Source organism: Sphingopyxis sp. (genome assembly GCF_035686825.1).
Lineage (GTDB): Bacteria > Pseudomonadota > Alphaproteobacteria > Sphingomonadales > Sphingomonadaceae > Sphingopyxis.
Window position 1 is genome coordinate 81,717 of the sequence record NZ_DASRYZ010000006.1, and the last position, 26,350, is coordinate 108,066.

General features: G+C 65.4%; 32 protein-coding genes. 17 read left to right on the top strand and 15 right to left on the bottom strand.

Annotation, left to right across the window (positions count from 1 at the left end; translation table 11 throughout):
* Positions 1-57 precede the first annotated feature (57 nt).
* Positions 58-1,110 carry an LPXTG cell wall anchor domain-containing protein gene (locus VFG17_RS13805; RefSeq protein ID WP_325029965.1) on the bottom strand — a complete coding sequence of 351 codons (1,053 nt, stop codon included), beginning with the start codon at positions 1,108-1,110 and terminating at the stop codon, positions 58-60.
* A 289-nt stretch (positions 1,111-1,399) separates the two neighbouring features.
* Here VFG17_RS13805 and VFG17_RS13810 point away from each other — a divergent pair, with 289 nt between their 5' ends.
* Both VFG17_RS13810 and VFG17_RS13815 read left to right on the top strand, forming a co-directional pair.
* Positions 1,400-2,428, top strand: a complete 1,029-nt coding sequence (locus VFG17_RS13810) for a phosphoribosylglycinamide synthetase (protein ID WP_325029966.1) — start codon at positions 1,400-1,402, stop codon at positions 2,426-2,428.
* A complete protein-coding gene (locus VFG17_RS13815; protein ID WP_325029967.1) occupies positions 2,425-3,285 on the top strand; it encodes an NTP transferase domain-containing protein in 861 nt (286 codons plus the stop codon). Before VFG17_RS13810 ends, VFG17_RS13815 begins: the two co-directional genes overlap by 4 nt.
* On the opposite strand, the gene VFG17_RS13820 is transcribed toward VFG17_RS13815, so the two are convergent.
* On the bottom strand, positions 3,206-4,648 hold the full coding sequence (locus tag VFG17_RS13820; protein ID WP_325029968.1) for a carotenoid oxygenase family protein: 1,443 nt from the start codon (positions 4,646-4,648) through the stop codon (positions 3,206-3,208). The genes VFG17_RS13815 and VFG17_RS13820 overlap by 80 nt on opposite strands.
* Positions 4,649-4,728: 80 nt before the next feature.
* On the opposite strand from VFG17_RS13820, the gene VFG17_RS13825 reads away from it, so the two are divergent.
* Positions 4,729-5,337, top strand: coding sequence for a TetR/AcrR family transcriptional regulator (locus tag VFG17_RS13825; RefSeq protein WP_325029969.1), 609 nt, complete (start codon positions 4,729-4,731; stop codon positions 5,335-5,337).
* 123 nt (positions 5,338-5,460) lie between these two features.
* Complete coding sequence (locus tag VFG17_RS13830) at positions 5,461-7,203, top strand: diguanylate cyclase (protein ID WP_325029970.1); 1,743 nt, start codon at positions 5,461-5,463, stop codon at positions 7,201-7,203.
* Positions 7,204-7,248: 45 nt separating this feature from the next.
* Here VFG17_RS13830 and VFG17_RS13835 read toward each other — a convergent pair whose 3' ends face one another.
* The 8 genes from VFG17_RS13835 to VFG17_RS13870 all read right to left on the bottom strand — a co-directional run bounded on the left by VFG17_RS13835 (position 7,249) and on the right by VFG17_RS13870 (position 14,049).
* The gene (locus VFG17_RS13835) at positions 7,249-7,575 is read right to left on the bottom strand and encodes a hypothetical protein (RefSeq protein WP_325029971.1); all 327 of its coding nucleotides are present in this window, start codon (positions 7,573-7,575) and stop codon (positions 7,249-7,251) included.
* A 455-nt stretch (positions 7,576-8,030) separates the two neighbouring features.
* Complete coding sequence (locus VFG17_RS13840; protein ID WP_325029972.1) at positions 8,031-8,813, bottom strand: hypothetical protein; 783 nt, start codon at positions 8,811-8,813, stop codon at positions 8,031-8,033.
* Positions 8,803-9,027, bottom strand: coding sequence for a helix-turn-helix transcriptional regulator (locus tag VFG17_RS13845; RefSeq protein ID WP_325029973.1), 225 nt, complete (start codon positions 9,025-9,027; stop codon positions 8,803-8,805). The genes VFG17_RS13840 and VFG17_RS13845 overlap by 11 nt, the downstream gene beginning before the upstream one ends.
* The gene (locus tag VFG17_RS13850; protein WP_325029974.1) at positions 9,027-9,530 is read right to left on the bottom strand and encodes a DUF2975 domain-containing protein; all 504 of its coding nucleotides are present in this window, start codon (positions 9,528-9,530) and stop codon (positions 9,027-9,029) included. Before VFG17_RS13850 ends, VFG17_RS13845 begins: the two co-directional genes overlap by 1 nt.
* Before the next feature lie 167 nt (positions 9,531-9,697).
* Positions 9,698-10,543, bottom strand: a complete 846-nt coding sequence (locus tag VFG17_RS13855; RefSeq protein ID WP_325029975.1) for a PRC-barrel domain-containing protein — start codon at positions 10,541-10,543, stop codon at positions 9,698-9,700.
* Positions 10,544-10,989: 446 nt separating this feature from the next.
* On the bottom strand, positions 10,990-12,054 hold the full coding sequence (locus tag VFG17_RS13860; protein WP_325029976.1) for a hypothetical protein: 1,065 nt from the start codon (positions 12,052-12,054) through the stop codon (positions 10,990-10,992).
* On the bottom strand, positions 12,009-12,980 hold the full coding sequence (locus tag VFG17_RS13865; RefSeq protein ID WP_325029977.1) for a hypothetical protein: 972 nt from the start codon (positions 12,978-12,980) through the stop codon (positions 12,009-12,011). Before VFG17_RS13865 ends, VFG17_RS13860 begins: the two co-directional genes overlap by 46 nt.
* 445 nt (positions 12,981-13,425) lie before the next feature.
* Positions 13,426-14,049, bottom strand: a complete 624-nt coding sequence (locus VFG17_RS13870; RefSeq protein ID WP_325029978.1) for a hypothetical protein — start codon at positions 14,047-14,049, stop codon at positions 13,426-13,428.
* Between the two features lie 212 nt (positions 14,050-14,261).
* On the opposite strand from VFG17_RS13870, the gene VFG17_RS13875 reads away from it, so the two are divergent.
* Both VFG17_RS13875 and VFG17_RS13880 read left to right on the top strand, forming a co-directional pair.
* Positions 14,262-14,462: a YadA-like family protein gene (locus VFG17_RS13875; RefSeq protein WP_325029979.1), complete on the top strand. Its 201-nt coding sequence runs from the start codon at positions 14,262-14,264 to the stop codon at positions 14,460-14,462.
* A 360-nt stretch (positions 14,463-14,822) separates the two neighbouring features.
* Complete coding sequence (locus VFG17_RS13880) at positions 14,823-15,005, top strand: CsbD family protein (RefSeq protein WP_325029980.1); 183 nt, start codon at positions 14,823-14,825, stop codon at positions 15,003-15,005.
* A gap of 97 nt (positions 15,006-15,102) precedes the next feature.
* Here the strand turns inward: VFG17_RS13880 and VFG17_RS13885 are convergent, their stop codons facing one another.
* The 3 genes from VFG17_RS13885 to VFG17_RS13895 form a co-directional block, all read right to left on the bottom strand.
* Complete coding sequence (locus tag VFG17_RS13885) at positions 15,103-15,855, bottom strand: hypothetical protein (RefSeq protein ID WP_325030728.1); 753 nt, start codon at positions 15,853-15,855, stop codon at positions 15,103-15,105.
* 135 nt (positions 15,856-15,990) lie between these two features.
* Positions 15,991-16,542, bottom strand: coding sequence for a GNAT family N-acetyltransferase (locus VFG17_RS13890; RefSeq protein WP_325029981.1), 552 nt, complete (start codon positions 16,540-16,542; stop codon positions 15,991-15,993).
* Positions 16,543-16,705: 163 nt separating this feature from the next.
* Complete coding sequence (locus VFG17_RS13895) at positions 16,706-17,104, bottom strand: glycine zipper 2TM domain-containing protein (protein WP_325029982.1); 399 nt, start codon at positions 17,102-17,104, stop codon at positions 16,706-16,708.
* 180 nt (positions 17,105-17,284) lie between these two features.
* Between VFG17_RS13895 and VFG17_RS13900 the strand changes: the two genes are divergently transcribed.
* On the top strand, positions 17,285-17,506 hold the full coding sequence (locus VFG17_RS13900) for a hypothetical protein (RefSeq protein ID WP_136174006.1): 222 nt from the start codon (positions 17,285-17,287) through the stop codon (positions 17,504-17,506).
* A gap of 38 nt (positions 17,507-17,544) precedes the next feature.
* On the top strand, positions 17,545-18,462 hold the full coding sequence (rarD, locus tag VFG17_RS13905; protein WP_325029983.1) for an EamA family transporter RarD: 918 nt from the start codon (positions 17,545-17,547) through the stop codon (positions 18,460-18,462).
* 94 nt (positions 18,463-18,556) lie between these two features.
* Here the strand turns inward: rarD and pyrC are convergent, their stop codons facing one another.
* Positions 18,557-19,579: a dihydroorotase gene (gene pyrC / locus VFG17_RS13910; protein WP_325029984.1), complete on the bottom strand. Its 1,023-nt coding sequence runs from the start codon at positions 19,577-19,579 to the stop codon at positions 18,557-18,559.
* Positions 19,580-19,637: 58 nt separating this feature from the next.
* Between pyrC and VFG17_RS13915 the strand changes: the two genes are divergently transcribed.
* The 4 genes from VFG17_RS13915 to VFG17_RS13930 all read left to right on the top strand — a co-directional run bounded on the left by VFG17_RS13915 (position 19,638) and on the right by VFG17_RS13930 (position 22,466).
* Positions 19,638-20,363, top strand: a complete 726-nt coding sequence (locus tag VFG17_RS13915; protein WP_325029985.1) for a folate-binding protein — start codon at positions 19,638-19,640, stop codon at positions 20,361-20,363.
* A 31-nt stretch (positions 20,364-20,394) separates the two neighbouring features.
* Positions 20,395-20,979, top strand: a complete 585-nt coding sequence (locus VFG17_RS13920; protein WP_325029986.1) for a hypothetical protein — start codon at positions 20,395-20,397, stop codon at positions 20,977-20,979.
* A 56-nt stretch (positions 20,980-21,035) separates the two neighbouring features.
* Entirely contained in the window at positions 21,036-21,581 is a 546-nt protein-coding gene (locus VFG17_RS13925; RefSeq protein ID WP_325029987.1) for a retropepsin-like aspartic protease family protein, read from the top strand.
* A 207-nt stretch (positions 21,582-21,788) separates the two neighbouring features.
* Positions 21,789-22,466 carry an MBL fold metallo-hydrolase gene (locus tag VFG17_RS13930; protein ID WP_325029988.1) on the top strand — a complete coding sequence of 226 codons (678 nt, stop codon included), beginning with the start codon at positions 21,789-21,791 and terminating at the stop codon, positions 22,464-22,466.
* Positions 22,467-22,472: 6 nt separating this feature from the next.
* On the opposite strand, the gene VFG17_RS13935 is transcribed toward VFG17_RS13930, so the two are convergent.
* Positions 22,473-22,910: an MAPEG family protein gene (locus VFG17_RS13935; protein WP_325029989.1), complete on the bottom strand. Its 438-nt coding sequence runs from the start codon at positions 22,908-22,910 to the stop codon at positions 22,473-22,475.
* A 327-nt stretch (positions 22,911-23,237) separates the two neighbouring features.
* Here VFG17_RS13935 and rpmF point away from each other — a divergent pair, with 327 nt between their 5' ends.
* The 5 genes from rpmF (at position 23,238) to VFG17_RS13960 (ending at position 26,304) form a co-directional block, all read left to right on the top strand.
* A complete protein-coding gene (rpmF, locus tag VFG17_RS13940) occupies positions 23,238-23,417 on the top strand; it encodes a 50S ribosomal protein L32 (protein ID WP_011541714.1) in 180 nt (59 codons plus the stop codon).
* A 22-nt stretch (positions 23,418-23,439) separates the two neighbouring features.
* Positions 23,440-24,474: a phosphate acyltransferase PlsX gene (plsX, locus tag VFG17_RS13945; RefSeq protein ID WP_325029990.1), complete on the top strand. Its 1,035-nt coding sequence runs from the start codon at positions 23,440-23,442 to the stop codon at positions 24,472-24,474.
* Positions 24,471-25,436, top strand: a complete 966-nt coding sequence (locus tag VFG17_RS13950; protein ID WP_325029991.1) for a beta-ketoacyl-ACP synthase III — start codon at positions 24,471-24,473, stop codon at positions 25,434-25,436. The genes plsX and VFG17_RS13950 overlap by 4 nt, the downstream gene beginning before the upstream one ends.
* A gap of 152 nt (positions 25,437-25,588) precedes the next feature.
* The gene (locus VFG17_RS13955; protein ID WP_037556786.1) at positions 25,589-25,882 is read left to right on the top strand and encodes an integration host factor subunit alpha; all 294 of its coding nucleotides are present in this window, start codon (positions 25,589-25,591) and stop codon (positions 25,880-25,882) included.
* A gap of 14 nt (positions 25,883-25,896) precedes the next feature.
* On the top strand, positions 25,897-26,304 hold the full coding sequence (locus tag VFG17_RS13960; protein ID WP_325029992.1) for a MerR family transcriptional regulator: 408 nt from the start codon (positions 25,897-25,899) through the stop codon (positions 26,302-26,304).
* The last annotated feature ends 46 nt before the right edge of the window (positions 26,305-26,350 follow it).

The following is a 26,350-nucleotide window of genomic DNA, read 5'->3' on the forward strand; positions in this document are numbered from 1 at the left end:
AAAGAAAGGGCGGTGCCGCGAGGCACCGCCCTTTTTCATTTGGCGCGGGATTTCCCGTCAGTTGCGGGCAAAGCCGGGACGGAGACCGGGGTTGCCGCGGCCAGGCTCGGGACGGCGAACCTCCTGCTTTTGCTCCGGCGGGGTCGCCGGGCGCTGGGAGATTTCCCATGCGCTGACGGGCTTGCGCGTCATATCCTGCTGCTGGGCCAGCGTTTCGTCGTAAGCGGTGCGTTCCTGACGATCGAGGAAGCGCGCGCGCTTCAAGCGCTTGCTGAGCGTGGCAAAGGGATTGTCGGGCGTCGGACCCGCGAGCGCCATCGCTTCATGGCGACCCATGCTGCCGCTCGGCGCCGCAGCGAAGGCCGGGGTGGTGCGCGGCGCCTCGACACGTTCGCGGGGAACATAGGCGGGGGTAATCCACGCCTGCGCCTCGGCGGGCTGCGCTTCGGCCGCGACCGGCGTCGTAGCGATCGCCGGCTCGTCATCATAAGCGCGGTCTGCAAGCGCGCGGTCGTTGCGGCGACGGCGAGCAAAGGCCAGGCCGGCACCGCCAACGATCAGCAGCGCGGCTGCACCGCCAGCGAGCTCCCAGGGAAAATCGCTGCCGCCGGTGTTGGCGGTTTCGACGGGCGGCGGCGCGACCTCGGCTGCCGGCTCGGCAGTAGCGGTCATCGGCGCGGCGACGGGGGCGATGTCTTCCACGGGCGCGGTATCGGCGGCAGGCGTCTCGGGGGCCGGCTCCGAAGCTGTCGGAGCGGCGACCGTCCGGGCGCGCGGCGCGGCGCGTTCGCTCTTGGGCTGGGCGGGCTCGGCTCGCTCGGCCGCCTTCGGGGCGGGAGCGGCTTCGGCCGGCTCGATTTCCAGCGGTACGCGGATCACCGGCTTCGGCGCCGGCGGCTGCGTGGCCGGGGTCTGCGCGGTTTGCGGCGCGGCCACCGGGGCCGGGGCGCTCGGTTCGGGCACCGTAGGCGGGGTTTGGGGCGTGGGCGCAGCGACCGGCGGGGTCATCGTGATCGTCGGCGCTTCCTGAGCGAAGGCGGCGGGGGTGGACAGAACCAGAAACGCGGCAATCGCGCTCGTGGCGGGGCGGGAGAGGGCGATATTCTTCATCATAGTGAGAAAGGAACGAGCCACGGATTGAAAGTGCTGCCGCGAAGGGGGCGCTTCCACGACGAGCCGTGCGCCGCGAACGGCGCGGCGAAGATTCTCCAATGAGAGATCGCGGTCGGCGAACCATTTTTGAGGTGGGCGCTGGAGGTGGTCGACCGTCTGCGCGAGACAAGAAAAACCCGCTTTGCCCGGACGCTCGATAAGAGCGTGACAGTGATTTTGCGCTTTGATGTCGGTCGCGTCACCAATACGTCATTCCTGCGCAACCTTGGCATGATCAACGCCGCGCATGAAGACGACCGATCTCGCGCCCACCCGGCTGCCCGACCATCTGCGCGAAACGCAGCGCCTGCTTTTCATCGCCAAACATGCGCGCTGGACGGGCGGTCTGCATCCCGATGATGGCAACCATGCGCCCTATCACCGCGAGATGCGCGAAACGCTCGAGGGGCTTGGAATGGCCCTGTCGATTGCCGACAGCTATGCCGCGCTGTTCGACCGGCCGGCGGTCGACTTCGTCTTTCCGCTCCTCAACCGCGGCGGCTTCTTCAATTCCGAAATGCTGCTTCCCCTGCTGTGCAACCAGCATGGCTTGCCGTATCTCGGCGCCTCGCCAATCGTTCGCGGCCTGTCCGACGACAAGCATCTGACCAAGCTCGAGGCCGCGGCGCGCGGCGTGCCTACCGCGCCCTGGGCGTTGTTCCGACGCGGAGCGCCCGTCGATGTATCGCGCTGCCCGCCGGCCCGGCGCTGGGTGATCAAGCCGAACAACAGTTCGGCCTCGTGGGGCGTCCGCGATGCGCACGATCGCGCGCAACTTGCGCAGGCGGTCGTCGAGATTCACGCGCTCGATCACGACGCGATCGTCGAGCCCTTTATCGACGGCAGCGATATCGAAGTGCCGGTGATCACGCTCGATGGTGCGCCCGCGATGCTGCCGATGATGATCTTCGAGCAGGCCGACCCGACGCAACTGCGCACCTATCAGGAGAAGCGCGATCTGGTCGGCCATGTCGGATATGCGGTCAAGCGGTTCGATGATTCGTCCATCGCCGGGCGGGTCGCCGACTATACGGCGCGGATGGCGGACGTCTTTCATCCGTTCGATTATGGCCGCTTCGAATTCCGCTTCGACCATGCGACCGGCGAGGTCCGGCTGCTCGAGGTCAATCTCAATTGCAACCTGTGGTCGGAAAAGCTGTTTTCGCGCTCCGCCATACTCGCCGGCTTTACGCATGCCGAACTGATCGAGACGATCGTGACCGAAAGCATGCTCCGCCAGATCGCGCCCGCGGCGGCGCGGCGGGATGCGGCGTGAGCGGATCGATCCTGATCCTCGCCGGCCGCAGGTCTGGTGCGGAGGACCCGCTTGCGAATGCCCATGGCGTGGCGGACAAATGCCTTGTCCCCGTCGCGGGAAGGCCGATGATCGCGCATGTACTGGAAAGCGCGGCCGCCAGCGCGGCGACGCATATATTCGTCTCGACGCATCACGCCGACTTGTTGGGCGATCTCGATGACCCGGTCGTGAAATCGCTGGGCGACCGGCTGATCGTCGTGCCGGCTGCGGACAATCTGGCGGATTCGGTCGTCGCGGTCGCCGGGGTCGCGGAGTTCCCGCTTCTTGTCACGACGGCGGACAATTGCCTGCTGACACCCGCGACGATCGCCGAAATCGGCGTGGAGGCGGCGCGCCTCGGGGTCGAAGCGGGGGTGGCGCTCGCGCGGCGCGAGGATGTGCTTGCGGTCCATCCCGAAGGCCAGCGGCGCTTTTACGAGTTTTCCGACGTCGCCGTGTCGAACTGCAACGCCTATTGGATCGGCCATCCGGGTGCCTTGAAAGCGGCGAAGGCATTTCGCGGCGGGGGGCAGTTCGTCAAGAAGCCGCTTCGGGTTATGCGGGCGTTCGGTGTGCTCAACCTGCTGCGCTTCCGCTTTGGGCTAGGGCCGATCCACCATGTTTTCGCTCGTATTTCACGTCACCTGAAGGTCGGGATTGCCCCGTTACTGGTCAGCGACGGGGCGACGGCGATCGACGTCGACAATGAACGGTCGCTGCGGGTGACCGAGGCGTTGATGGCGCGCCCCGATAGCGTCAATCCGCCACCCAGTTGCCGTGGAACCCCGGAGGAACCCGGTGCGGCAGGTGAACTACAGCTTGCGCTGACCCGGTAAAGTCGTCGGCGTTCAGGATGACGAGGTCGGTGGTCTCGTCATTCATGTTGACGACGAGGCCGATCAGCCAGCCGTCGTCTTCGGCTCCATCGATGCTCCGCGGCACGAAAACGAACTCGCCGGGATGGCGGCCGGGGCCGAAGTCGTGGATCGCTGTCGACCCGTTGTCGAGATCATGTTTGAACAGGCGCGTTTCGGCGAGCGCCCATTCGGCCGTCTCTCCATCGGGGATCGCGACGCTGTAGGCGTAGCGATAGGGCCGGGTCGTCAGCCGCTCGTCATAGCGCGGGAATTCCTGCGCATGGTCGTGGATGACGGTGCGCGTCGTCATGCCCGCGGCGGGATCTATCGTCCAGCGTTCCATGCGCGATTTCTGGCTGTCGGGCCCGCGCTTCGATTCGGCGAACATCGTTTCGTGCGCGACGACGTCGACGATGACCTTGCCATCGGCGGTTTCGAACGCGTTGGCGGGATGGAAGACATAGCAGGGCTCGACCGGGACCCAGGCGATGCTGTCGCCGCTGCCATTCCTGGGAAGGAGGCCGACCCGCGCCGGGTGCGCATCGTTCCATGCGTAGGGGAAGCGATAGCCGGCGAGCAGCATCTTCATCGAGAAGGTGACGGGAAGGTCGAAGACCAGCACGTAATTTTCGGTGATCGCGCAATCGTGGATCGAAGGGCCGTCGCTCACGGCTATCGCTTCCTCGCGGATGACGTGCGCCTGGCTGTCGAGCACGACGTGCCAGACCTTGTTGGGCTCGTCGCCGCGATAGGTGATCGCGTGCATTTCGTCGGTGAAGGGGTCGTGATGTGGGTGCGCCGTATATCCGCCGAGCAGCGTGCCGTCGAACGGGTTGTGCGCGATCGTGTTCAGCTCGTAACCGAGCTCGACGGGCTTTCCGCCCGCCTCGACGATCGCGAAGGTGCGGCCCGCGAGGCCAACGACATTGGTGTTCGGCGCGTCGTTGCGGCCTTCGCGCGGGCCGGGAGGGAGTTCCTCGCCGAGCATTTCGCACGCCTCGCTGCCGCGCACCCAGCGGTTGCGATACCAGTCGGCCTTGCCGCCTTCGATGCGGATGCCGTGGACCATGCCGGCCCCGGTGAACCAGTGGTAGCTCGCGGGATCGGGCGCGGCGGCGGGGTTAGGACCGTTGCGGAGGTAACGGCCCTTGAGCTGCGCCGGGATCTCGCCGTCGACCTGCAGCTCCTCGAGCGTGAATTCCCGGGTCATCGGTTTGTGGATGCCGGTGAGGAAGGGGTGGGCGTCGGTGGGGCGGGGGAGGCGCTTGCGGTTGAAGTCGGCGACCTTGCCGATGCCTTTGGCGACCGCGCTGCGGATCAGGGTTTCGACGTTGCTTGCCATGGCGATGCTCCTTACGGAAGTTGGCGAAGGTGCCGCGGAGGGTTGCGCGGACGACTCGATATGTTTACAGTGGCAACATTATGGCGAGCAAAGATAACAGTGTCAACATAAAAAGCGGGGGCGGCGGCAAGGCCGCGCGCGCCTATCATCACGGCGACCTGCGCGCGGCGGTGATCGCGGCGGGGCTCGATCGGCTCGCGGAGGGCGACGGCGCCGAGCTGGGGCTGCGCGCGCTGGCGCGCGACGTCGGGGTCAGCGCGACCGCGCTCTACCGCCATTTCCCCGACAAGGAGGCGCTGCTCGACGCGCTCGCCGACGAGGGTTTGCGGCGATTGGGCGCGCTGCAGGCGCAGGCGTGGCTGAAGGCGGGCGGCGGCGTCGCCGGCTTCAAGGCGACGGGGATCGCCTATGTCCGCTTCGCCCACGACGAACCCGCACTCTTTCGCCTGAGCTTCACGCGCCAGATGCCCGACCGCAAGGAAGGCGGCGACGGCGGCGAGGTCGCCTATAATCTGCTGCGCGCGGGGGTCGGCGAAGCGCTGCCCGGCGTGGCGAATGTCGATACCGCCGCGACGCACGCGTGGGCGCTGGTGCACGGTCTCGCGATGCTGATCCTCGACCGGCGCATCGACTGGGACGAGGCAAGGGTCGCGGAAGTCGTCGGCCTGACTTTTGGCGGCGTCGGCTGATCGCCGCAAAGGCCCGGCCGCGGCATCGGCATATATATTAGCGGTTTATTTCCCCCTTTTGGGTTAACTGGTCGCATGACCCAATCGCTGTCCCCCAGAGTCGAAGCGGTCTTTTGGTTCCTGTTGACCGCAACGGGATATTTTCTGCTGGCGAGCCTGTCGCTGCACACGACCAAAGGTGCCGACAATATCGCCGCGGTCTGGCCGCCGAGCGGCTATTTCCTCGCGCTGTTGCTCTTGATGCCGGCGCGTGCGCGGCCGCGGATTTCCGCCTTTGCGGGCATGGCGCTGGCGAGTCTCGCGGCGAATATGTGGGGCGGCGTGCCGCCGCTGTCCTGCCTTGCCTATACTTTGGCGAACGGGTGCGAAGCCGCCATCGCGCTGCGGCTGATCCGCCGCGACCGGACGGAAGACCTGTCGTTCATGGTCCCGCGATCGGTCGTCAGCTTTTGCGGCGCGGCGCTGGGTGCGAGCGTGACGGGCGCGGCGATCGCGGGGACACTGGTCGGCGCGGGCGTCGATTTTTACCTGTCGTGGCTGACGACGGTGCTGCTGGGGATGCTGATCGTCACGCCGCCGATCGTGATGCTCGCGCGAATGGTCGAGACAAAGGCCATGGGCAACGCGCCGCCGAGGATGAAGGCCGAGGCGACCGCGATCCTGACGGCCACCGGACTGGTCACGATCGCCGCGTTCAGCCAGGCCGAATTTCCCGCCACCTTTCTGCCGTGCATGGCGGTGGTCGCGGCCGCCTATCGGCTGGGCCCCTTTGGCGCGGCGGCGGGAATATTGATCGTGACGATCATCACATCGCTGCTCAGCGGGCAGGGCTATGGCCCGATCGCCGCGATCGATGAACCCGCGAAGGTCAAAGTGCTGTTCCTGCAATTCTACCTGCTGTCGCTTTTGTTCACGACGCTGCCGCTGGCGTCGTTGCTGATCGTGCGCCAGCGGCTGGCGAAGCGGCTGGAGCAGAGCAACCGCTGGCTGCTGCAGGCCGAGGCGTCGGCGCTCGTCGGCCATTGGCGCGTCGACATCATCGGCTGGACGATCCACTGGTCCGATCAGGCCTATCGGATCCACGGGCTGGTTCCCGGCACACCGGTCGACGTCAATTACAGCGTCAAGCAATATGTCGCCGAAGACGGGGCCGCGGTCCGCAAGATATTGGAAGAGGCGGTCCGCACCGGCGAGCCTTTCGAATTCCAGGGGCGCATCGTGCGTGCCGATGGCGAGATTCGCCATGTGAAGTCGCACGGATCGATCGAGATGGGGCGCGGCGGAAAGGCGATCGCGATTTTCGGCACCGTGCAGGATGTGACCGAAACGGTCGAGAATGCGCGGATATTGGAAGCCGCGCGCAGCGCCGCCGAGCGCGTCGCGAACACCGACATGCTCACCGGGCTGCCCAACCGGCGGCACACGCTGGCCTTTCTTGAAAAGGCGCTGGCGGGCGCGCGCGAACATGGCGCGCCGCTCGCGGTGGCGATTTTCGACATCGACCATTTCAAGCGGATCAACGACGCCCACGGCCATGCGATCGGCGACCGCGTCATCCACCGCGTCGGGCAACGCGCCAAGGCGGCGCTGCGCGACGAGGATATGCTCGGCCGCATCGGCGGCGAGGAATTCGTGTGTATTTTGCAGCGATCGAGCGCGCAGGCGGCCGAAATCGTCGCCGAGCGCGTGCGCAAGGCGGTCGAAACGGGCACCGCGGCCGAAGACGGCGTGCCGCAGGCGACGATCAGCATCGGGCTGGCGGTGTTCGACGGCGAGCTCGACATCGAGGAATTGCTGCACCGGGCCGATCAGGCGCTTTACGCGGCGAAGCGCGAGGGGCGGAACCGGCTGCGGATGGCGGCGTGAGGGGAGACGGCTGAAGCTTGTCGGTTTAGGGGTGGGAAGCAAACGTTAACTAGCAGGTATGACTTCTGAACCAAGCTTCCAATCGGCTACATCTGCGACCTCGAAAACTCGGCCTGTCTCCTCTTCCACCGCATACCATCCCATCAATACGCTGCCGCATATCGCTTCGTGGCAGTATCCATTGACACGGGCTATCCGGAAACTGGGCGGATTCGAGCTATCGATTATTCCGTCGCAACCAGCGATATCTTTTGCTTGAAAATCGCCGCTGGCTACGAGCATCGTTTTTAGCCAATCGCATGTTTTGGCGTCCGCAGAGGTATCGAAATAAGCTTCGGCTTCGATAGAAGCGGCTTTTTCATGTTCTGCCATTCCGCAGCTCGGCAAGCACAACGCCAAGATGATGGTTGGAAGAATTTGAGGCTTCGACATCGTTTCAAATTAGACAAAATTACGATGTCCGCAATCGGTCGTTTCCGGTCATTCGATCCAGATCGGCGGCGAACGATCGAAACGGGTGGTGAGCTACCTTGGCATATTTTCACTTCCGTCATCCCGGGCTCGATCCGGGATCCATTCTCGCAGCGTTGAACGAATGGACCCCGGAGCAAGTCGTACGAGTCACGTGCCTCGTACGAGGATGACGAGGAAAGAAATATCCTCCCTGTGCCGTAGGCATGGGGAGGGGGACCGTCGCCGTAGGCGATGGTGGAGGGGCGGCGACCTCGCGCCATTATAGCCCCTCCGTCAGCGCTACGCGCTGCCACCTCCCCATGGCTTCGCCACAGGAGGATCGTGCGGTAACTAACGGTCTTTCCCGACGCTCGTTACAACGTGCCCGCCAAGCCACGGGCCACGGCGGGTTCGGGGCGCAAGTCTTCGCCCTTGACCGCGGCGGCGTGGCGGGCGGCGATGGCGTTGCTGCCGGCCATGGTCAGGGCGAGCAGCCCGACGACGAGCGCGTCGAGGATCAGCAGCGGCCAGTCGAGGATCGCGGGGGCGAAGATCGCGCCGAAGCTGAGCGCATAATGAACGATCATCAGCGGCAGCACGCCGGCGAGGAGGAGAAGCACGGTGCGCCAGAAGCTGCCCGCCATGATCCGGACCGAACGGATCGGGCCGATCGCGGTATTGCCGAGCGTCCAGGCGACGGTCCATGCCATGAAATAGATGCCGGCGACGCCGCCGATCAGCGCCAGCGCATAGCCGGTCCATTGCGCGGCGGTGCCCGAGAGGCCCATCAGGCCGGTGAGCGAGGGACCGAAGAGCGTCCACCATTGTTGCACGCCGTTGAGCGCGAACAGGATGAGCCACAGGCCGATCGCGGGCCATTCGATGCGCACGGCGCGCCGCGCGTCGAAACCGAAGAGGATATAGCGCGTGAACCAATAGCCGGGCAGCAGCAGCGCGAGCGTCTTCGCGAAACCGAATTGCAGGCGCAGCGGGTCGGCTTCGGCCGCCTTGGCGCCCGCGATGCCGTCGTACATGCCCGCTTGCCATTCGACGATATGCTGCGCGAGTTCGACCAGCACGGGAATGAGGAAGAGCAGCGGGCAGGCGAAAGCGAAGGCCCAGGCGCTGCGATAGACGGTAGCAATATCACTCTTCATCGGCCGGTTCCTCCGGGTCGAAGGCGATCAGGTCGCCGGGTTGGCATTCGAGCGCGCGGCAGATCGCGTCGAGCGTCGAGAAGCGGATCGCCTTGGCCTTGCCGGTCTTGAGCACCGACAGGTTGGCGACAGTGATATCGACGCGCTCGCTGAGTTCGGTCAGCGTCATCCGCCGCCGCCACAGCATGTCGTCGAGCTGGATGCGGATTGCCATCAGATCGTCTGCTCGAGCTCTTCACGCATCGCCGCGCCCTGTTCGAAGATGCGCGCGAGGATGAAGAGGAGGAGGACGGCGAGCCAGGCGGTGAGGCTGGGCTGCCAGCCGAACACCTCGCCGCTGGTGCGCGACATTTCGAACGACAGCCAGCCATAGCCCGCGTCGATGACCTGCGTCGCGAGCAGCCACCAGCCGATCGCGCGCAGCCGCCGGGCATTGTCGAGGGTGAAGGCCGCTCCCGCCTTTGTCGCATCGATCATCGCGATCAGCCGGGTGAAGATCGCATGCGCGGCGATGGCGACCGGAATGCAGAGCAGGAGGGTGATACGGAAAAGATCGAGCATATAGCCGCCGTCGATCGCGGGCTTGGCGCCGGCGATCGCGTCGAGGACCAGATCGGGCCGCAGGCTGATCGCGACCAGCGTGATCAGGAACAGCGCGAGGAAGGCCCAGTTCAGGATATTCAACCCCACGAGCAGCCGGCGGCTCCATTGCAACATCGCGAATCCCTCTTCGATACTCGATACGAGATATATCGATAATCGATAAAAAAGATATCGCAAGGCGATAATTTTGATATGATTGGCGGTCGCGGGACGCGGCGACCGCGCACGAAAAAGGGCGCGGAAGCGATGCTCCCGCGCCCTTGTCCGAAGTGCGAAGCGGCTTAGTTGGCCGGCTGTTCCGCCGCTGCGTCGGCGGCAACGGCCGCATCGGCCTGCGGTGCCGGTTCGCCCGTCGCCTGCGCGACGGCGGCGGCGAACTGCTCGGCGGTGTAGGCCGCGGCGAGGCCGGCGGGCGACATCAGGAAGGCGCTGCGCGGCAGGCTGACGTCGTCGCCGCCGGGGGTCGTCACGACGACCGCGTCGGCGCTCGCCGACTTGACCGTGCCGAGCACGGCCGCGCCCTTGAGGCTGCGGACGTCGGCGCCGGCGACGAGCGCGGCGGCGACCGCGGCGTCATCGGCGGCGGCGGCGGTGTTCACCTGCTGCATCGCGGCGGCGAACTGTTCCGCCGTGAAGCTGGTCGCGAGACCGGCCTGGCCGATGAAGAAGGCGGTGCGCGGCAGTTTCACGTCGCCGGTCGGGGTGGTGAGAACCACGCCGTCGGCGGCGACGAGCTTGACCTTGCCGAGGATGGCTTCGCCATTGACGCCGCGCACGTCGGCGCCCGGCTGGATCGCGGCGGTGAGCTTGGCTTCGTTGCCGGCTGCGGCCTGATCGACCGCGGCGACGACCTGCGCCCGCGTGGCGCCGATCGTCGGGCCCTTTTCGAGCTGGCCGAAGGAATTGGCGGGAAGGGTGACCTGCTTGCCTTCGCCGAGGTCGACGACGACGTTCGCGCCCTGCGCGCTGGTGACGGTGCCGAGTTCAGTGCCTTCGGAATCGAAAACCTTGGTGCCGACCGAGAGGTCGACGGTCGCCGCGGCGGCGTCCTGCGCCATTGCGGGGGCGGCCACGACGGCGGCCATGCCGAGAGAGAAAGTTGCAACAAAGCCTGCGAGTTTCCGCATCGCTTGGGGTCTCCTTGATGAATGATGATTGAAACGGATGAATCTTGAACGCGTATAAGCGCGCAAGGGCCACGCCAAGGCTGACGAACCGTGCAGGGGATGGGATGAGGCGTTGCTGCACGCGCGATCGGAAGAAAGTTGTGCCGTTGCGGGCTTGAAGCTGAGTCGTTCGGGGAGGCGGGTGAGCCTACATCGTCATTCCCGCGAAAGCGGGAACCCAGAGCGTGCGCAGGCTGATCCCGCTCTGGGTTCCCGCTGTCGCGGGCACACCTTTGTTATAACTCGCTCAAAGTTGTCATTTGAAGCTCGTCCAAAGGCAAAGACGACGGTTTTGCGCCGCATGCTGGCCCTTACATCGTCATTAGGAGATTCCGTAAAGCGATCAACGCGACATGGTGATTGAGACCGCTCGGCGAATCTGTTCGCCTGCCGATGATAGCAGACTATTACCCCTCATATATCTCCCGAATGGCGCGGGGTATCTGCGCGGTCGGGCAATGAGTGTATCGCGTAGTGGAACTGCCCATGCTGTCCTTTGACATGGCGGTGAAGCTGGTACGGCTGTTGATGACAATATCCGTCCTGGAAGGAACCGGGATCGGGTCGCCATTGCCATAGGATGCCTGTCCATGCAGGCGATAGCGGTTGCCGCCCAAAGCTTCCTGTCGTTTGACCGCGAGCGCCCCGAGGTAGTCGATTTTCTCATCGAGAAGCGTGAACGGTATATCGTCGGAGATGCCGTTGGGATCGGCTTCGCGGATCGCCTGCGCGCAATTCATGTCTATCGCCCAATACCCCTTCTCGATGGGCAGGGTGGCGACCGTGCCGGGCGCCGGCGCGCCGGCACCCGGCTGCGGAGCGGCGGCGCTTGCCAGTTGCGGACGGTGCTGCCGCACGGTCGCCTGCATCTGCGCAGGGAGCTGCGCAAAGGCGCATTTCTGGTAGGTGGTATCGAACACCTCCATCCGGTGGGCGCTGGGGCTGCCCTCGCGCCATATGAAGCGCCCGGGCCCGGTCGCTTTCGCGCCCTGAACCTCGCCGCCCGCATCGTCGGCCTTCCAGACGCGCATGAACCCCGTAAAATCCGCGTCCGCATCTTTGCCGCCGCGCCCCACGCGCTGGATTTTGTGGACTTCCGCGCCCATCGTCTGGCTGACGTTTCCGATATTCGTCCCGTCATAGAAGAATATATACGGGGCGTTCGCGCAGCCTCCGGATTCAACATCGGCATAGATGCCCTGTGCGATCGGCAAAGCCATCTGCGACGCGGCGGCAGGGGCAGTTTGCGCCGCCTGTGTCGGGACGGCAGCGCTTGCAGCGCTTCCTTTCGCCGGAGCGGTTGCGTCGGCGTTGTCGCTGGCGGCCGACTGCGAACCGCAGGCCGTCATCGCGAAGGCCGCAAGGCCAAAGACCGTGCCGGCACGTATTGCGTTGGATATAATAGGCATATTTCTTCCCCCTTGGGTTAGTTTGCCCGCGCCGATGCGCGCACCTCGTTTGCCGGGCACCATCGCATCGTCTCAACGCCGGTATTGGGATCGCCAACGGTGATCTTGTCTGCCGCCTGCACATGCAGGGTTTCACCCGTCATGGCGTCTACGACCCAATCCGCACCGCGCCGCCGTGCGCTTACGACAGGCTCCATGCGGTTCGCCGCGAAGGGCGACAGGTCGATCCAGCCCGCGCGCCGACCGTCGTAGTAGAAGATCATATCGCTCGTCGTGCCGCAGGCCGCTCCAACCGGTATGTAGTGGCCGGGGCGGATGTTGAAGGGCGCCACAGGAACTGGAAGCGATGCCGACCCGCCAGCGCTGCCGGCAGGGGCTGTTCCGCCCGCCAATTGTGGACGCTCTGCGCGGATCGCCGCCTGCATCCGGGGTGAAAGCTGCGCAAAGGAGCATTTCTGAAATGTCTCTTCAGAGAACATATCTCCTTTGGGCCCGCTACTAACCGCGATGCTCCTGATCCGGCCATTCCCTTCCGCTTTTATACCTAGAATATCCTCTTCGGCTCCTGCATTCTCCGTAGTCCAGACAAGGGTGTATCCACGGTAGTAGTCGTAAAAATCGCTTCCCCGTGCTGGTGGACCCACGCGAGCGATGCGATTGATCTCAAAATATGCGGTGTCGTTCCAGCCCGGTTCGGCCGGGGAGACATAACCGTAATTTGTCCCGTCATAGAAGAAGGCTCTCCTGGCGCGGACGCAGCTTCCCCGTTCGACATCGCCGTAAATACCTTGTTCGATGGGCAATGCCATAGCGGCTGGCGCGGCCTGCGGCCTGGCTGTGGGTTGCGCTGACGCAGCGGCGCTCATAGCCGCGTTCCCCTGCGCGGTGTTGGACGCAGCGGTGGACTCCGACCCACAGGCCGTCATTAACATTGCCAGGCACAGAATGGCTGCCCGACGCGGCAGGTTGAGGTGGCGCGTATAATACATGGCCTTATCTTCCTCTTTAGTCGTTACAGATCACCGCCGCATTCGGCCTGGAGACGCTCGCGCAGCGGGAAATAGGCATCCCTGAACTCGGCTTGGGCCGATTTCATCTGTTGCCGGTCCGCAGGGTCGATCCCCGCTGCGCGCAGCATCGCGCCGTTGACCGCATCCCGATCGGCGGGGTCCGGCTTTAACGGCCAGAGCAACGCGAAGAAGGCGGGTTTCAGGCGATCGGGAAATTCGGCATCAAGCTGCTTGGCGATGCAACTGCAATCCCGGCCGGGCGTGGCGCTTTCATTTCACACGGCGGCGATTTGCTGTGCGAACTCGGACTGTCCGCAGGCCGCCAAGGAGGCGGCTGCGACGATCAGGGTGATGTGACGGCCAACGCCGATACGGTTTACGTCGCGCTGCATGGAGTTACTCCTTTCCGCCTGTGGGGACGCAGTCATGCCATATCTCCCTTTGATGGCGTTGCATCGCGGACGCTGCCGCTAATGAGTTCACGCGCTTGGCGGTCTAATTCTTGGTCGAGAGCACGGAGCTTGGGCGATTCAACGAGCAGGGTGTAACCCGTATAAGCGGCGGCGATGACGAGAAATAAGGTCCATGATTGCGCAAGAATGCCGAGCGTTATGGCGAGAGCCATGACGCCAAGAAATAGCACGACATTAGGGTTGCCCCGTATCTTGCGATAAGCCGACTGCATTGTAGCTGACTTTTCCGCGTTGTGGTTATGCAGGCGCGTGAGCCACCACCAGTCGTCGCTCTGGTGTCCAGCGTAGATCGCTGTCACATAGTGGCCATCGCGGACGTTGAACGGGACATCAGCAAGTTCGATCCCAACCTCTTTGCCTCCCTCTTCGACGAGGAAGAAAGCATTGTGCGTCGTGTTGCTGCTGGAAATCTTTGCGGCCTCCACACGCCGGCCATAAGGGCCTATATGACCGCCGCCGCCCGATGAATGAACCTGCGTGGATGTCCACGTTTTCGACCCGTGCACGATGCCGGATCGAGCGTAAATTTTAATATCGGCAGGTGATTTGACAATTGTCGTGCGCTTGCTGCCCATACTCTCTGACCTCCTGACCCCATTCTTCTGGCAGGAGCTAATCTTGGCGTTTCGCAAAGTCTTGATGGATTTCTCAAGAAATTCTGAAGCTTCAGGAATGAAGCTTCAGGAAAATGCCGAAGCTCGCTGTCCCCCGCTCGAATCCGTTGCAATGCTCGCCCCGATCCATACGCCCCTCCCAGCGCGGCAGGAACGGCGGGATCGCGACGGCGATGGCGCTGGGCGGTACGATGATCGTCCCCGACAGCACCGTCTCCATCTCGTTCAACCTCGCGACCTATCGCGGCGAACAGGGTTTCTCGGGCGCCGCCGTCGTCCGCCTGACGCCCCGCGTCTATGTCAGCGGCGGCATCGCGGGTTCGACCGTCAAGGGATCGACTGGCGGGCGCGTCGGGGTCGCCTTCGGTTTTTGATCGGCCTACCGGTGCTCCGCCGCGCGCAATATCGTGGCTGCCGTCCGGCCATGTTGGCTCGCGATCGGGCAGCGATGGAGGCGACGCTGCGATCAAGGCCAGTCTGTGTCGACTTACGCATCGTTCGTCTTTCGAGTGCATGTAGAGGGATGTATCGAGGGGCACGGCAACATTGGTGGCCTCCCCTTCGCGGGAATGACGAATATTTGGTGGGTCAGCTCCCCTATCCCAAAGCCGACGCAGGCGACCGCCTCCGCTCGCGAACGGTCTGCCTCAAGCAGTGGAACATATGCGTCGGCACCTCGTTGGTTCGGCAAGAGGCGCGTCCCCTCCGCCTCTTTAAAAGCAAGGAGATACCCCATGGGTGAATTCACCGAAAAAGCCAAAGGCCTCGCGAACGAAGCCGCCGGCAATGTGAAGCAGGCGACCGGCAAGGCGACCGACAACGAGCGTCTGCGTGCCGAAGGCGAGGCGCAGGAGCGCAAGGGCGAAGCCCAGAATCTGAAGGGCAAGGTCCAGGGCGCGCTCGGCGACAAGATCTGACCGTTCAGATCGGACGGCTTGCTCGTCATGCAAGCCAGGAAAAAGGCTCCGGGAACCCTCTCCCCGGGGCCTTTTTCACGCGGTCGGAGGATTTGACCTATTTGCCGCCCGAGGCGACGAGGTCGACGTCGGTCATTCCACCATCGCGGCGCATCATCAGCACATAGGCGAGATCGCCCTTGGTGCCGCCGAGCATATGCTCGTTGCCATTGACGCGGTGGTCGCTGGTGTAGCCGGCGCGGATCGCCATCGTGTGATAATAGTCGAGCACCGCCTGCATCGAGGCGGCGGTCTGGAAATTGACGACGCGGATATTGCATTTGCCGCCGGCGATCCCGGCCGCCTCGCGCAGCGTCGCCCGCGGGTAGACCTTGAACGCGGCGGGCAGGCGGTTCGCCCAGGCGTTGCTGTAGGTCAGCTTGGCGTCGCAGCCGCCGCCCTTTTGCTGATCGCGCGCGAGGGCGCCGATGGTGACCGGGCGGGCCTCCGCCTCGCAGCCGTTGCAGCCGGCCTCCATCGGGAGCGCCCGGGGCGCGGTCAGCAGCTTGCCCGCCTTGAGCGCCGCGGCGGCTTCGGCGGCGGTCGCGGCCTTGCCGCTCCGGACGCCGGGGACGCCGCCGTCGATCGGCCGGTTGCCCGGGCCAACGGCGTTGCGGTTCGATTGGCCGGTGAGCCCCGGATCGACCATGATCTTGTCTTCGAGCGAGCCCTTGATCGCGGGGTCGGCGCTGGTCAGCCCGTCGTCGAGCGGGGCGAGATCGGCCTTGGCATCGGGGTTGTCGCGGCATCCGCCGAGCGGCGCCGCCGCGACCAGCAAACCGGCAACGAGCCATTTTCCGCGCAAGATCATCGCTAACACTCCCTTAATCCTTTACCGGGAATGCCCGATCCTGGTCAAAAAGGCCCAAATAAAATGCGTTAACGCGCGGGCTTTATTGGCCGAAACCTGTCTCGGAGCGAGACGCTTTTGCATATTCGGCCGCGGTCAGGGCTGGAATTCCCTGCGTTTGATGCGCCACGCGTCGGCGCTCTGCGTCCAGGCGTCGACGGGTGCGTCCTCGAACGGGGCGGGGAGGCGGGTCGGGCCGCTGTTGGTCGCGCCGAGGCGCTGGGCGAGCGCTTGCGAGCGGGTGTTGGCGGGGTCGATGCTGTGCATCAGTTCGGGCCATTTCAGAAATTCGACCGCGAAATCGCAGGCCGCGACGCTGCCTTCGAACGCATAACCCTTGCCGGCGAAGCGCGCGCTGACGCCATAGCCGATCTCGGGCGCCGGCCAGCCGTCGGGCTCCCACGGGCCGAGGCGGCCGACCCATAAGCCGGTGTCGCGCTCGATCACCGAGAACATCGAGAAGCCGCGGATATGCCAGGCGCCCGCGAGCGTGCACCACTGGCGCCACGCCGCCGATCGCGGGCAGGCGCCGCCGATGAACCGCATCGTCTCTTCCTCGGCGCACATCGCGGCGAAGGCGTCGAAATCCTCCGCCGCGGGCGGGCGGAGGATCAGACGCTCGGTAACGAGCAGGGGGCCGTTCAGCATGATATGTCACTTTCCCGCAGCGGTGGACGACGCTTGTGGGGCAAGAACGGCCGGGGGACAAGGCGCACACGCTTGAGGGCACCGGCGTTAACCGGTGCCCTCGCCATCAGCGCGTGCGGGTGGAGGGGTCTCGAACCCGCACTCGAGACGGTTTCTGTCTCACTTAGCGGCAGCGATATTTGTCGCGGTCGATCTCGCGACCGAGCAGCGCGCCGCCCGCGGCGCCGAGCACGGTGCCGAGCAGCTTGTCGCCGCCGCCGGCGATTTCATGGCCTGCGAGGCCGCCGACGGCGCCGCCGATCAGCAGGCCGGTCGTTCCATTGTCCTTCTTGCAGCGATAACGGCCGTCGTTGTCGCGCCAGATGCGGGTGTCGCGGCCGACGCGCTCGTCACGCGAATAATGGCGGCGATCCTTGCGCTTGCGATAGAAATCCGACGACTGTTCGAATTCATGATAGCCCGGCGCCTTGGCGGGGGTGGTCACGCCGGCGTGGAGCGGCGTGGTGCCGAGGACGCCAGCGGCGACGAACGCGCCGATCAGGCTTTTGGTGAAGATACGCATGTTAAGTCCTTTCCTGGTTCCGCGCTCCGTCCCTTGGGCAGGGCCGGGCGCTTCGAGGGGAAAACGACCCGGCTCCCGATCGCGTTGCATGAACCCAAGGCAACAAGACGAAGCGAGCGCGACCATCGACGAACCGAAAGGCTCTTGCCGCATCGCGGGCGGCGTGCGAGAACCATGTCCATGCTCAATATCGGATCGCTCATCATCGGCGCCATCGCCTTGGTTCTGGCCGTTTTTGCGTTCATTCCGCTGCTCGGCTGGGCGAACTGGGTGATCATCCCTTTCGCGGTTATCGGGCTCGCGCTCGGTGCGATGTCGGACAAGACGAGCGGGCGGAACCTCAATATCGTCGTCATCGTCATCGGCGTCATTCGCCTGATGCTCGGCGGCGGCATCATCTGATCCTTTAGCAGCCCAAATCCTTTAGAGGCTCAAAAGCCATGGCACAGACACCGGCCCCCGCGGGGAGCAACGAGGGCGGGCTGCCCTATGCGATCGCGGCCTATGGCATCTGGGGCTTCGTCCCGCTCTTCTTCAAGCTGATCGCGAGCGTCCCGCCGGTCGAGGTGCTCGCGCAGCGGATCATCTGGTCGCTGCCGCTCTGTTTCGTGATCATGCTCTTCCGGCGGCAGATCGGCGAATATCTGGCGGTGCTCAAGGATTGGCGGACGCTGCGGCTGCTGCTCGCGAGCGCGCTGCTGATCGCGGTGAATTGGCTCGTCTATATCTATTCGATCTTCACCGACCATGTGCTCGCGGCGAGCCTGGGCTATTATCTCAATCCGCTCGTCAATGTGATGCTCGGCATGATCTTCCTCGGCGAGCGGCTCTCGAAGCTGCAACTTCTGGCGGTCGTGATCGCGGGCATCGGCGTCACGATCCTGCTCGCCGGCGCGCTCGATACCTTGTGGATCAGCCTGACGCTCGCTTTCTCGTTCGGCATCTATGGCCTGATCCGCAAGGTCGTGCCGGTGGGCTCGCTTCCCGGGCTGGCAGTCGAAACGACGGTGCTGCTGGTGCCGTCGATCGTGATTTCGGCCTGGTATCTGCTGGCGGCCGACGGGCGCGGCTTCGGATCGGACGGAACGGTCAGCCTGCTGCTGATGGCGGGCGGCGTCGTCACCGCGGTGCCGCTGCTGCTCTTTGCCACCGCGGCGCGGCGGATGAGCTATGCCGCGCTCGGCTTCGTCCAGTTCCTCGCGCCGACGCTTCAGTTCCTCTTGAGCCTGTTCGTTTTTCACGAGCCGCTGAAGCCCGCGCAGCTCGCCTGCTTCGTGCTGATCTGGGCGAGCATCGCGGTGTTCAGTTTCGACATGCTGCGCAAGATGCGCGCCGAGCGGATGATCGAGGTGGCTTGATCAGCGTCGCCCCCGCGAAGGCGGGGGCCGCTTGCGGTCTGCTACCATGGCTGCGTAAAACGACAGCGGCCCCCGCCTGCACGGGGGCGACGGGTCAGACCAGCCGCCAGCCCAGCGTTTCGCCGGCGTGGAAGGGGACGACTTCGCCGATGCGGTCGGGGACGAGCGTCTCGCCGCGTTCCAAGGTCATCGTGCCTTCATTCAGCGGCAGGCCGTAGAAGCGCGGGCCATGCTCGCTGGCGAAGCCTTCGAAATGGGCGAGCGCGCCATCCTCGTCGAACGCCTTGATATAGGATTCGAGCGCATAGGGGGCGTTGAAAATGCCCGCGCAGCCGCACGAGGCTTCTTTCGTATGCACCGCGTGCGGCGCGCTGTCGGTGCCGAGGAAAAATTTGGGCGAGCCCGAGGTCGCGGCGGCGCGCACCGCGAGGCGGTGATGCTCGCGCTTCGCGACGGGCAGGCAGTAAGCGTGCGGACGAATGCCGCCGACGAGCATCGCGTTGCGGTTGATGTGGAGATGCTGCGGCGTGACCGTCGCGGCGACATTGGCGGACGCGTCGGCGACGAACTGGGCAGCCTCGGCGGTGGTGATATGTTCGAAGACGATCTTGAGGCCGGGCAGCGTCTTTACCAGCGGTGCGAGCGTGCGTTCGATGAACACCGCCTCGCGGTCGAAAATGTCGACGTGCGTGTCGGTGACTTCGCCGTGGATGAGGAGCGGCATGCCGATGTCCTGCATCCTCTCGAGCACGCCCATGATGTTCGCGACGTCGGTGACGCCGTGCGCGCTGCCGGTGGTCGCGTGCGCGGGATAGAGTTTGGCGGCGGTAAAGACGCCCTCTTCATGGCCGCGCGCCATTTCGTCGGCGTCGCTGTGATCGGTCAGATAGGCGACGATCAGCGGGGTGAAGTTGAGCCCGGCGGGCACCGCCGCGTTGATGCGGTCGCGATACGCCCGGCCTTCGTCGGCGGTGGTCACCGGCGGCGACAGGTTCGGCATGACGATCGCGCGCGCGAACTGGCGCGCGGTATATTGCGCGACATGTTCGAGCATCGCGCCGTCGCGCAGATGGACGTGCCAGTCGTCGGGGCGGCGGATCGTCAGGCGGTCGGTCATCGAAAAGACTCGTCGTAGGTGGGCTTGGCTTTGGCTGGGGCGTCCCTAAATTATCGCCATGGCTAATACCACCCTTCACGACCGCGCGCTCCTCCGTCTGTCGGGGGACGACGTCCGCGGCTTTCTGCAAGGTCTCGTTACCAACGACACGTCGGGCAATCTGCCCGTTTGGGCGGCGCTGCTCACCGCGCAGGGCAAGGCGCTGTTCGATTTCCTGATCTGGGCCGACGAAGAGGATGTGCTGATCGATTGCGAGCGCGATGCGGCAGAGGCGCTGGTCAAGCGCCTGACCCTCTATCGCCTGCGCCGGCCGATCACGATCGCGATCGAGCTCGGTCTCGCGGTGCATTGGGCGCCGGCGGGCGACCTGGGGGCGCCCGATCCGCGGCTGGCCGGGCTCGGTCAGCGCTGGCTCGCCCCGGCGGACGAAGGCGAGGGGGCCGACGCCGCGTGGCGCGCGCACCGGCTGGCGCTGGGTGTTGCCGAAGGCCGCGCCGAACTCGGCGACGGGGCGGTGCTGTGGCTCGAATGCAATGCCGCCGAACTGAACGGGGTGAGCTTTACCAAGGGCTGTTACGTCGGGCAGGAAAATACCGCGCGGATGAACTGGCGCCAGAAGGTCAATCGGCGGATCGTCGTAGTGCCGATCGCCGAGGCCGATGAGAAAAGGCAGATGGTCGCCTATCCCGAGCTCGGCTGGTCGGTCGAGCATCGGCGAGTGGAGGCGATCGACGCCGCCGCAGCGCCCGGATGGATGCGAGAGGGCCTCGCCTCGGGTTCATGACAGGTGCAGGCTTTGCTGCTAGGGTGCGGCCATGCGCGCCCTGCTGATTTCGTCGGCGCTTGCCGCCGCTTTCGCCCTGTCCGCCGCCGCTGCGGCGCCGACCTCCTTATTGCCCGTCGCGCCCGAAGCGCCCGCGCCCGCCGCCGCCCTGGCGCCGCTGGCGAAGGAGTCGGTCTGGACGCCGCGTTTCGAGGCGGCGGCCGGCGAGCTTGCCGATGCGCTGCGCTCGGGTGACGAGGCGCGGTGGGGGCCGCTGCTGGGCGGGAAATGGCTGGCCGCCGCCGATCGCGAGCGCATAAAGCGCCTGCTCGGCGACCGCGACAGCCCCTTCCGTCATGCGCTGCTGTCGAAGGGATTTCGGCATCGCGCCATCCTCGGCTGGGACGCATCCGCGTCGATGAGCGCCGCCGATCGCGCGGCGATCGAGGCGGGACAGGAGGCCGAGGCGCTCGTCTGCTGGTCGGCGGGTGGAAGCGGCGAGGGTGTGTGGCCGACGACGGCGCGCGAGGCCGACAATCGCCCCGGGCGTCCCTATGCCTGCGCGCGGATCGCCTACAGCATCCGTGGCGACGCGCCGACCTGGCGCGCCTTCATCGAGCGGCACGAACCCGCTTAACCAATCTCCAACCCGAATCTGCGACAAGTGTGCCCATGATCGGGCGTTTTCTTGGCTTGGCGATCGCCATCACGGCGGTGTCGGTCGGCGTGGCGAGCGTCGCCAGCCGTTCGGCCGGCGACGGTGACGGCGCGCGCGTGCCGGCGGAGACGCAGCACGACAGCAACTGGACGACACGAAAGCGCGAGCGCGGCGCTTGGTCGTCGGGGTCTTCGGCGCCGGGCGCAAGGGCCTCGGGCGGCGAAGTGCGCCTCGGCCGGTCGGGCGATTCGCATTTCTATGCCGATACCGAGGTCGACGGCACCAACATCCGGATGCTGGTCGACAGCGGCGCGTCGATCGTCGCGCTGACGCGCCGCGATGCCGAGGCGATCGGCATCGACGTCGACAGCCTGCCGATCGGCGGCATGGCGCGCACCGCGGGCGGCGACGTGCCGATGCGCACCGTGACGCTCGGCAGCGTCGTGGTCGAAGGGATCGAGGTGCGGCAGGTTCCGGCGGCGGTGATCGACGCCGATATGGGCGTGTCGCTGCTCGGGCAGAGCTTTCTGGCGAAGCTCGATACGGTGAATGTCGAGGGGGATACGATGACGCTGCGGTGAGGGGCGGTGGCGGTTTCTGGGTGGGCGCGGACCTCCCCTAATTCGCCATCCCGGGCTTGACTCGGGACCCGCCTTCTTCCTGCTCAACGTCGAAAAGACAGGGCAGGCCCCGGGTCAAGCCCGGGGTGACGAGGAATATGAGGGCCGCTACCGGCCCGAATGCCGCTACCCTTGCCATTCGCGCCGCTTTTCCCCACATCGAGCGCCATGAACGCTCCCAATCCTTCCCCCAATCCTCCGATGCGCGCGGCGATCGTGCCGGTCACCGCTTTCCAGCAGAATTGCACCTTGCTGTGGTGCACCGCGACCAACAAGGCGGCCTTTGTCGATCCCGGCGGCGACCTCCCCAAGCTCAAGGAAGCGGTCAAACAGACGGGGGTCGAGGTCGAGAAGATCCTCGTCACCCATGGCCATATGGACCATTGCGGGCAGGCGGGGATGCTCGCGAAGGAACTGGGCGTGCCGATCGAAGGGCCGCACGAGGACGACCGTTTCTGGATCGAGGCGTTTGCCGAGGATGGCGCGCGTTTCGGGATGGTCGGCGAGACGTTCGAACCCGACCGCTGGCTGGTCGATGGCGACACGGTGACCGTCGGCAATCTCGAGATCGACGTGATCCACTGCCCGGGGCATACGCCGGGGCATGTCGTGTTTCACCACGCGCCGTCGAAACTCGCGATCGTCGGCGACGTGATCTTTCAGGGATCGATCGGGCGCACCGATTTTCCGCGCGGCAATCATCAGCAATTGCTCGATTCGATCACCGGCAAGCTGTGGCCGCTCGGCGGCGACACGACCTTTCTGCCGGGGCACGGCGCGCACAGCAATTTCGCGCACGAACGGCGGACGAACCCGTTCGTGAGTGATATGGCGCTGGGCGGCTAGGCCCGATCAGCGCGGCGTCGCTGCCACCGTTTCGACCTCGGTCGCCGTAATGCTCACCGGCGTGAGATAGACGATCGCGAGCGCGGTGAGCGCGAGGCCGAGCTGGGTGAGCATGGTGACGACCGTGCCGACCATGCGGGCCCACATCATCCCGTCCATGCCGAGCGCGTGGAGGATGCGGCCGACGAGATAGAGCGCGCCGACGCCCCACAGCCACATCGACGAGCCGAAGCCCAATTCGACGAGCGCGAGCAGGATCAGCACGAAGGCGGTGTTTTCGACGAAATTGCTGTGCGCGCGCATCCGGCGGGTCAAAAGATCGTTGCCGCCGTCGCCAATGAAGACCTTTTCGCGGGTGCGCACGCGGCCGACGCGGAGCGCGAGCCACAGGTTGAGCAGCGCCGCGCCGGCGGCGATCGTCAGGCTGATCGGCAAGATGATCATTTACTTTCCCCCTTTGGCCGGCTGGTCCGGCGGTGGGAGAGATGTGGCATTGCCGGGGGAGCAGGGCAAGCTTGTGCCGTCGAATGAAGTCGCAGCCGTTCGTGCGCGCAATGGGCTTGCCTTTGCGGGCAAAAACGCTATAGCCGCGCCCGATCCGGCACCCGACACCATCTGGCGTTGAGGCACCTTCCGGCGGAAGATTTTTCCTGCGTCATCTGGGCGGGAATGGGCTTCGGCGCGGCGGGCGGGCCAGTCATTTCCGGCAACGGGAAGGACAAATCCGGGTAGCCGATTCGTGACACAACATTTGAGAATGCAGGAAAAATCATGGCCGTTCCCAAGCGAAAAACCTCGCCCTCGAAGCGCGGCATGCGTCGCAGCCACGACAGCCTGAAGGTCGAAGCCTTTCAGGAATGCCCGAACTGCGGCGAGCTGAAGCGCCCGCACAACCTTTGCAACGCCTGCGGTCATTATAACGGCCGCGAAGTGGTGTCGGTCGGCGCGTAATAAACAGGCCGGAGGGCATTAGATGGCAATGACACCGCGAATCGCAATCGATGCGATGGGCGGTGACGTCGGCGTGCGCATGATGCTCGCCGGCGCCGCGATGGCGCGCCACAAGCACGACGGCCTCCGCTTCATCCTCGTCGGCGACGAGGAGCAGATCAAGGCGGCGCTCGACCATCACCCGAACCTGCGCGCGGCGTCGGACATCCTCCACACCGACGGCGTGGTGTCGGGCGAGGACAAGCCGAGCCAGGCGCTGCGCAAGGCGAAGGGCACCTCGATGGGGCTCGCGATCGACGCGGTGAAGCGCGGCGACGCCGGCGGCGCCGTGTCGGCGGGCAACACCGGCGCGCTGATGGCGATGGCGAAGCTCGCGCTGCGCACCATGCCGGGGATCGACCGGCCGGCGCTCGCGGCGCTGCTGCCGACGCTCGGCGACAATGACGTCGTCATGCTCGACCTGGGCGCCAACACCGATTGCGATGCCAACAACCTGATCCAGTTCGCGGTCATGGGCGCCGCCTATGCGCGCACCGCGATGGGGCTCGAACGCCCGCGCGTCGCGTTGCTCAATATCGGCACCGAGGAGCTGAAGGGCACCGGCGAGATCCGCGACGCCGCGGCGCGGCTGCGCGAGGCACACGGGCTGCCGATGGAGTTCACCGGCTTTATCGAGGGCGACAAATTGTCGCGCGGCAATGTCGACGTGATCGTCCATGACGGGTTTTCGGGCAATATCGCGCTGAAGACGATCGAGGGGACGGCGCGCTTCGTCACCGACCTGCTCCGCCGCGCCTTCACCAGTTCGACGCGCTCGAAGATCGGTTTCCTGATCTCGCGCCCCGCAACCGAATTGCTCAAGCATCACCTCGACCCCAATAATCACAATGGCGCGGTGTTCCTCGGCCTCAACGGCGTGGTGCTCAAGAGCCATGGCAGCGCCGATGCGAAGGGGGTCGCGAACTGCGTCCACCTGTGCGCCGAGCTCATTGAAAAGGATATCACGCGCCAGGTGACCGAGGATCTCGCGAATTTCCGCAGCGGCGACGCGGCATGACGCTGCGCGCGATCCTCGCCGGCACCGGATCGGCGCTGCCGCGCACGCGCGTCTCGAACGCCGAACTCGCGAGCCGCGTCGACACCAGCGACGAATGGATCGTCGAGCGCACCGGCATCCGTTTCCGCCATATCGCCGAACCCGACGAGACGACCGCGACACTCGGCGCCGATGCGGCGAAGCAGGCGCTCGCCGCCGCGGGGCTCGAACCTTCGGACATCGGGCTGATCATCGTCGCGACCGCGACCCCCGATAACACGTTTCCGGCGAGCGCCACCAAGGTGCAGGCGTTGCTCGGGTCGCCCGACTGCATCGCCTTCGACGTCGCCGCGGTCTGCTCGGGCTTTCTCTATGCGGTGTCGGTCGCCGATTCGATGCTGCGCACCGGCGCGGCGAAGCACGCGCTGGTGATCGGCAGCGAGACGTTCAGCCGCATCCTCGACTGGGAGGACCGCACGACCTGCGTGCTGTTCGGCGACGGCGCGGGCGCGATCGTGCTGTCGGCCGAAGAGGTCGCCGACGACCGCGGTATCCTCGCGACGCGGCTCCATGCCGAGGGCAAATATTCGGACATGCTCTATGTCGACGGAGGGCCGTCGACGACGGGCACGGTCGGCCATGTCCGGATGCAGGGCCGCGAAGTGTTCCGCCACGCGGTCACCAATCTGGCGTCGGTGCTGGCCGAGGTGATGGAAGAGATCGGCCTGTCGGCCGAGCAGATCGACTGGGTCGTGCCGCATCAGGCGAACAAGCGCATCATCGACGCGACCGCGAAAAAGCTGGGTTTGCCGGCCGAACGCGTCGTGCTGACGGTCGACCAGCACGCCAATACGTCGGCCGCATCGGTGCCGCTCGCGCTCGACCTCGCGGTGCGCGACGGGCGGATCAAGCGCGGCGACCTGGTCGTGCTCGAAGCGATGGGCGGCGGCTTCACCTGGGGCGCGGCGGTGCTGCGCGTCTGAACCTTCGTTCCGGCGCGTCAACTTCTCCTTCCATCCGTTTCAGTTTGGCGGATTAATTCGGATTTGTTACATATGCGTAACGGGACTCGTGACGGTGGGGGCTGTTAGAGAACCGGCAGCATATTTTCGCTTCAGAGGGGGAAGGGATCAACATGACCGCAGGGACGCTTACGCGAGCCGATATCGCCAGCCGCATCAACCAGCAGATCGGCTTGTCGCGCAATGAATCGGCGGCGATCGTCGAATCGATTCTCGACCATATGTCGGACGCGCTCGCGGTCGGGCAGAATGTGAAGATTTCGGGCTTCGGGACTTTCGTGCTGCGCGACAAGGCGCAGCGGATCGGCCGCAATCCCAAGACGGGGATCGAGGTTCCGATCCTGCCGCGGCGCGTGATGACCTTTCGCGCCAGCCAGACGATGCGAGCGCGCGTTGCCGGCAAATAGGTTCCGCCTTATCGATGCCGCGGTCTGACATGGTCGGCGATGACGGCAAGGCGGCGGGTGCCATGCTGGCGATCGGCGAACTTGCGGTTCGCATCGGCGTGCCGACGCATGTGCTGCGATATTGGGAAACGCGTTTCCCGCAGTTGAAGCCGCTCCAGCGTTCGGGCCGCCGCCGCTATTACCGCGCCGAAGATGTCGCGCTCGCCGAGCGCATCCACCATTTGCTGCATGTACGGGGCTTTACCGTGGAGGGCGCGCGCAAGGCGCTGTCCGAACCGGCATCCGAGGCAGGCGCGGCGCCCGCGCCGCGCGCGGCCTCGATGCGCGAGACGCCCGATGCCGGTGCGCCGGCGCGGGGGGCGGGGATTCCGGTCGAGGCGCTTGTCGCGCTGCGCCAGCGGCTGGCCGCGGCGCTGGATTGAAAAAGCCCCGTCGCACGGCGATGTGGGTTCGGGGTGGGAAGCGGAC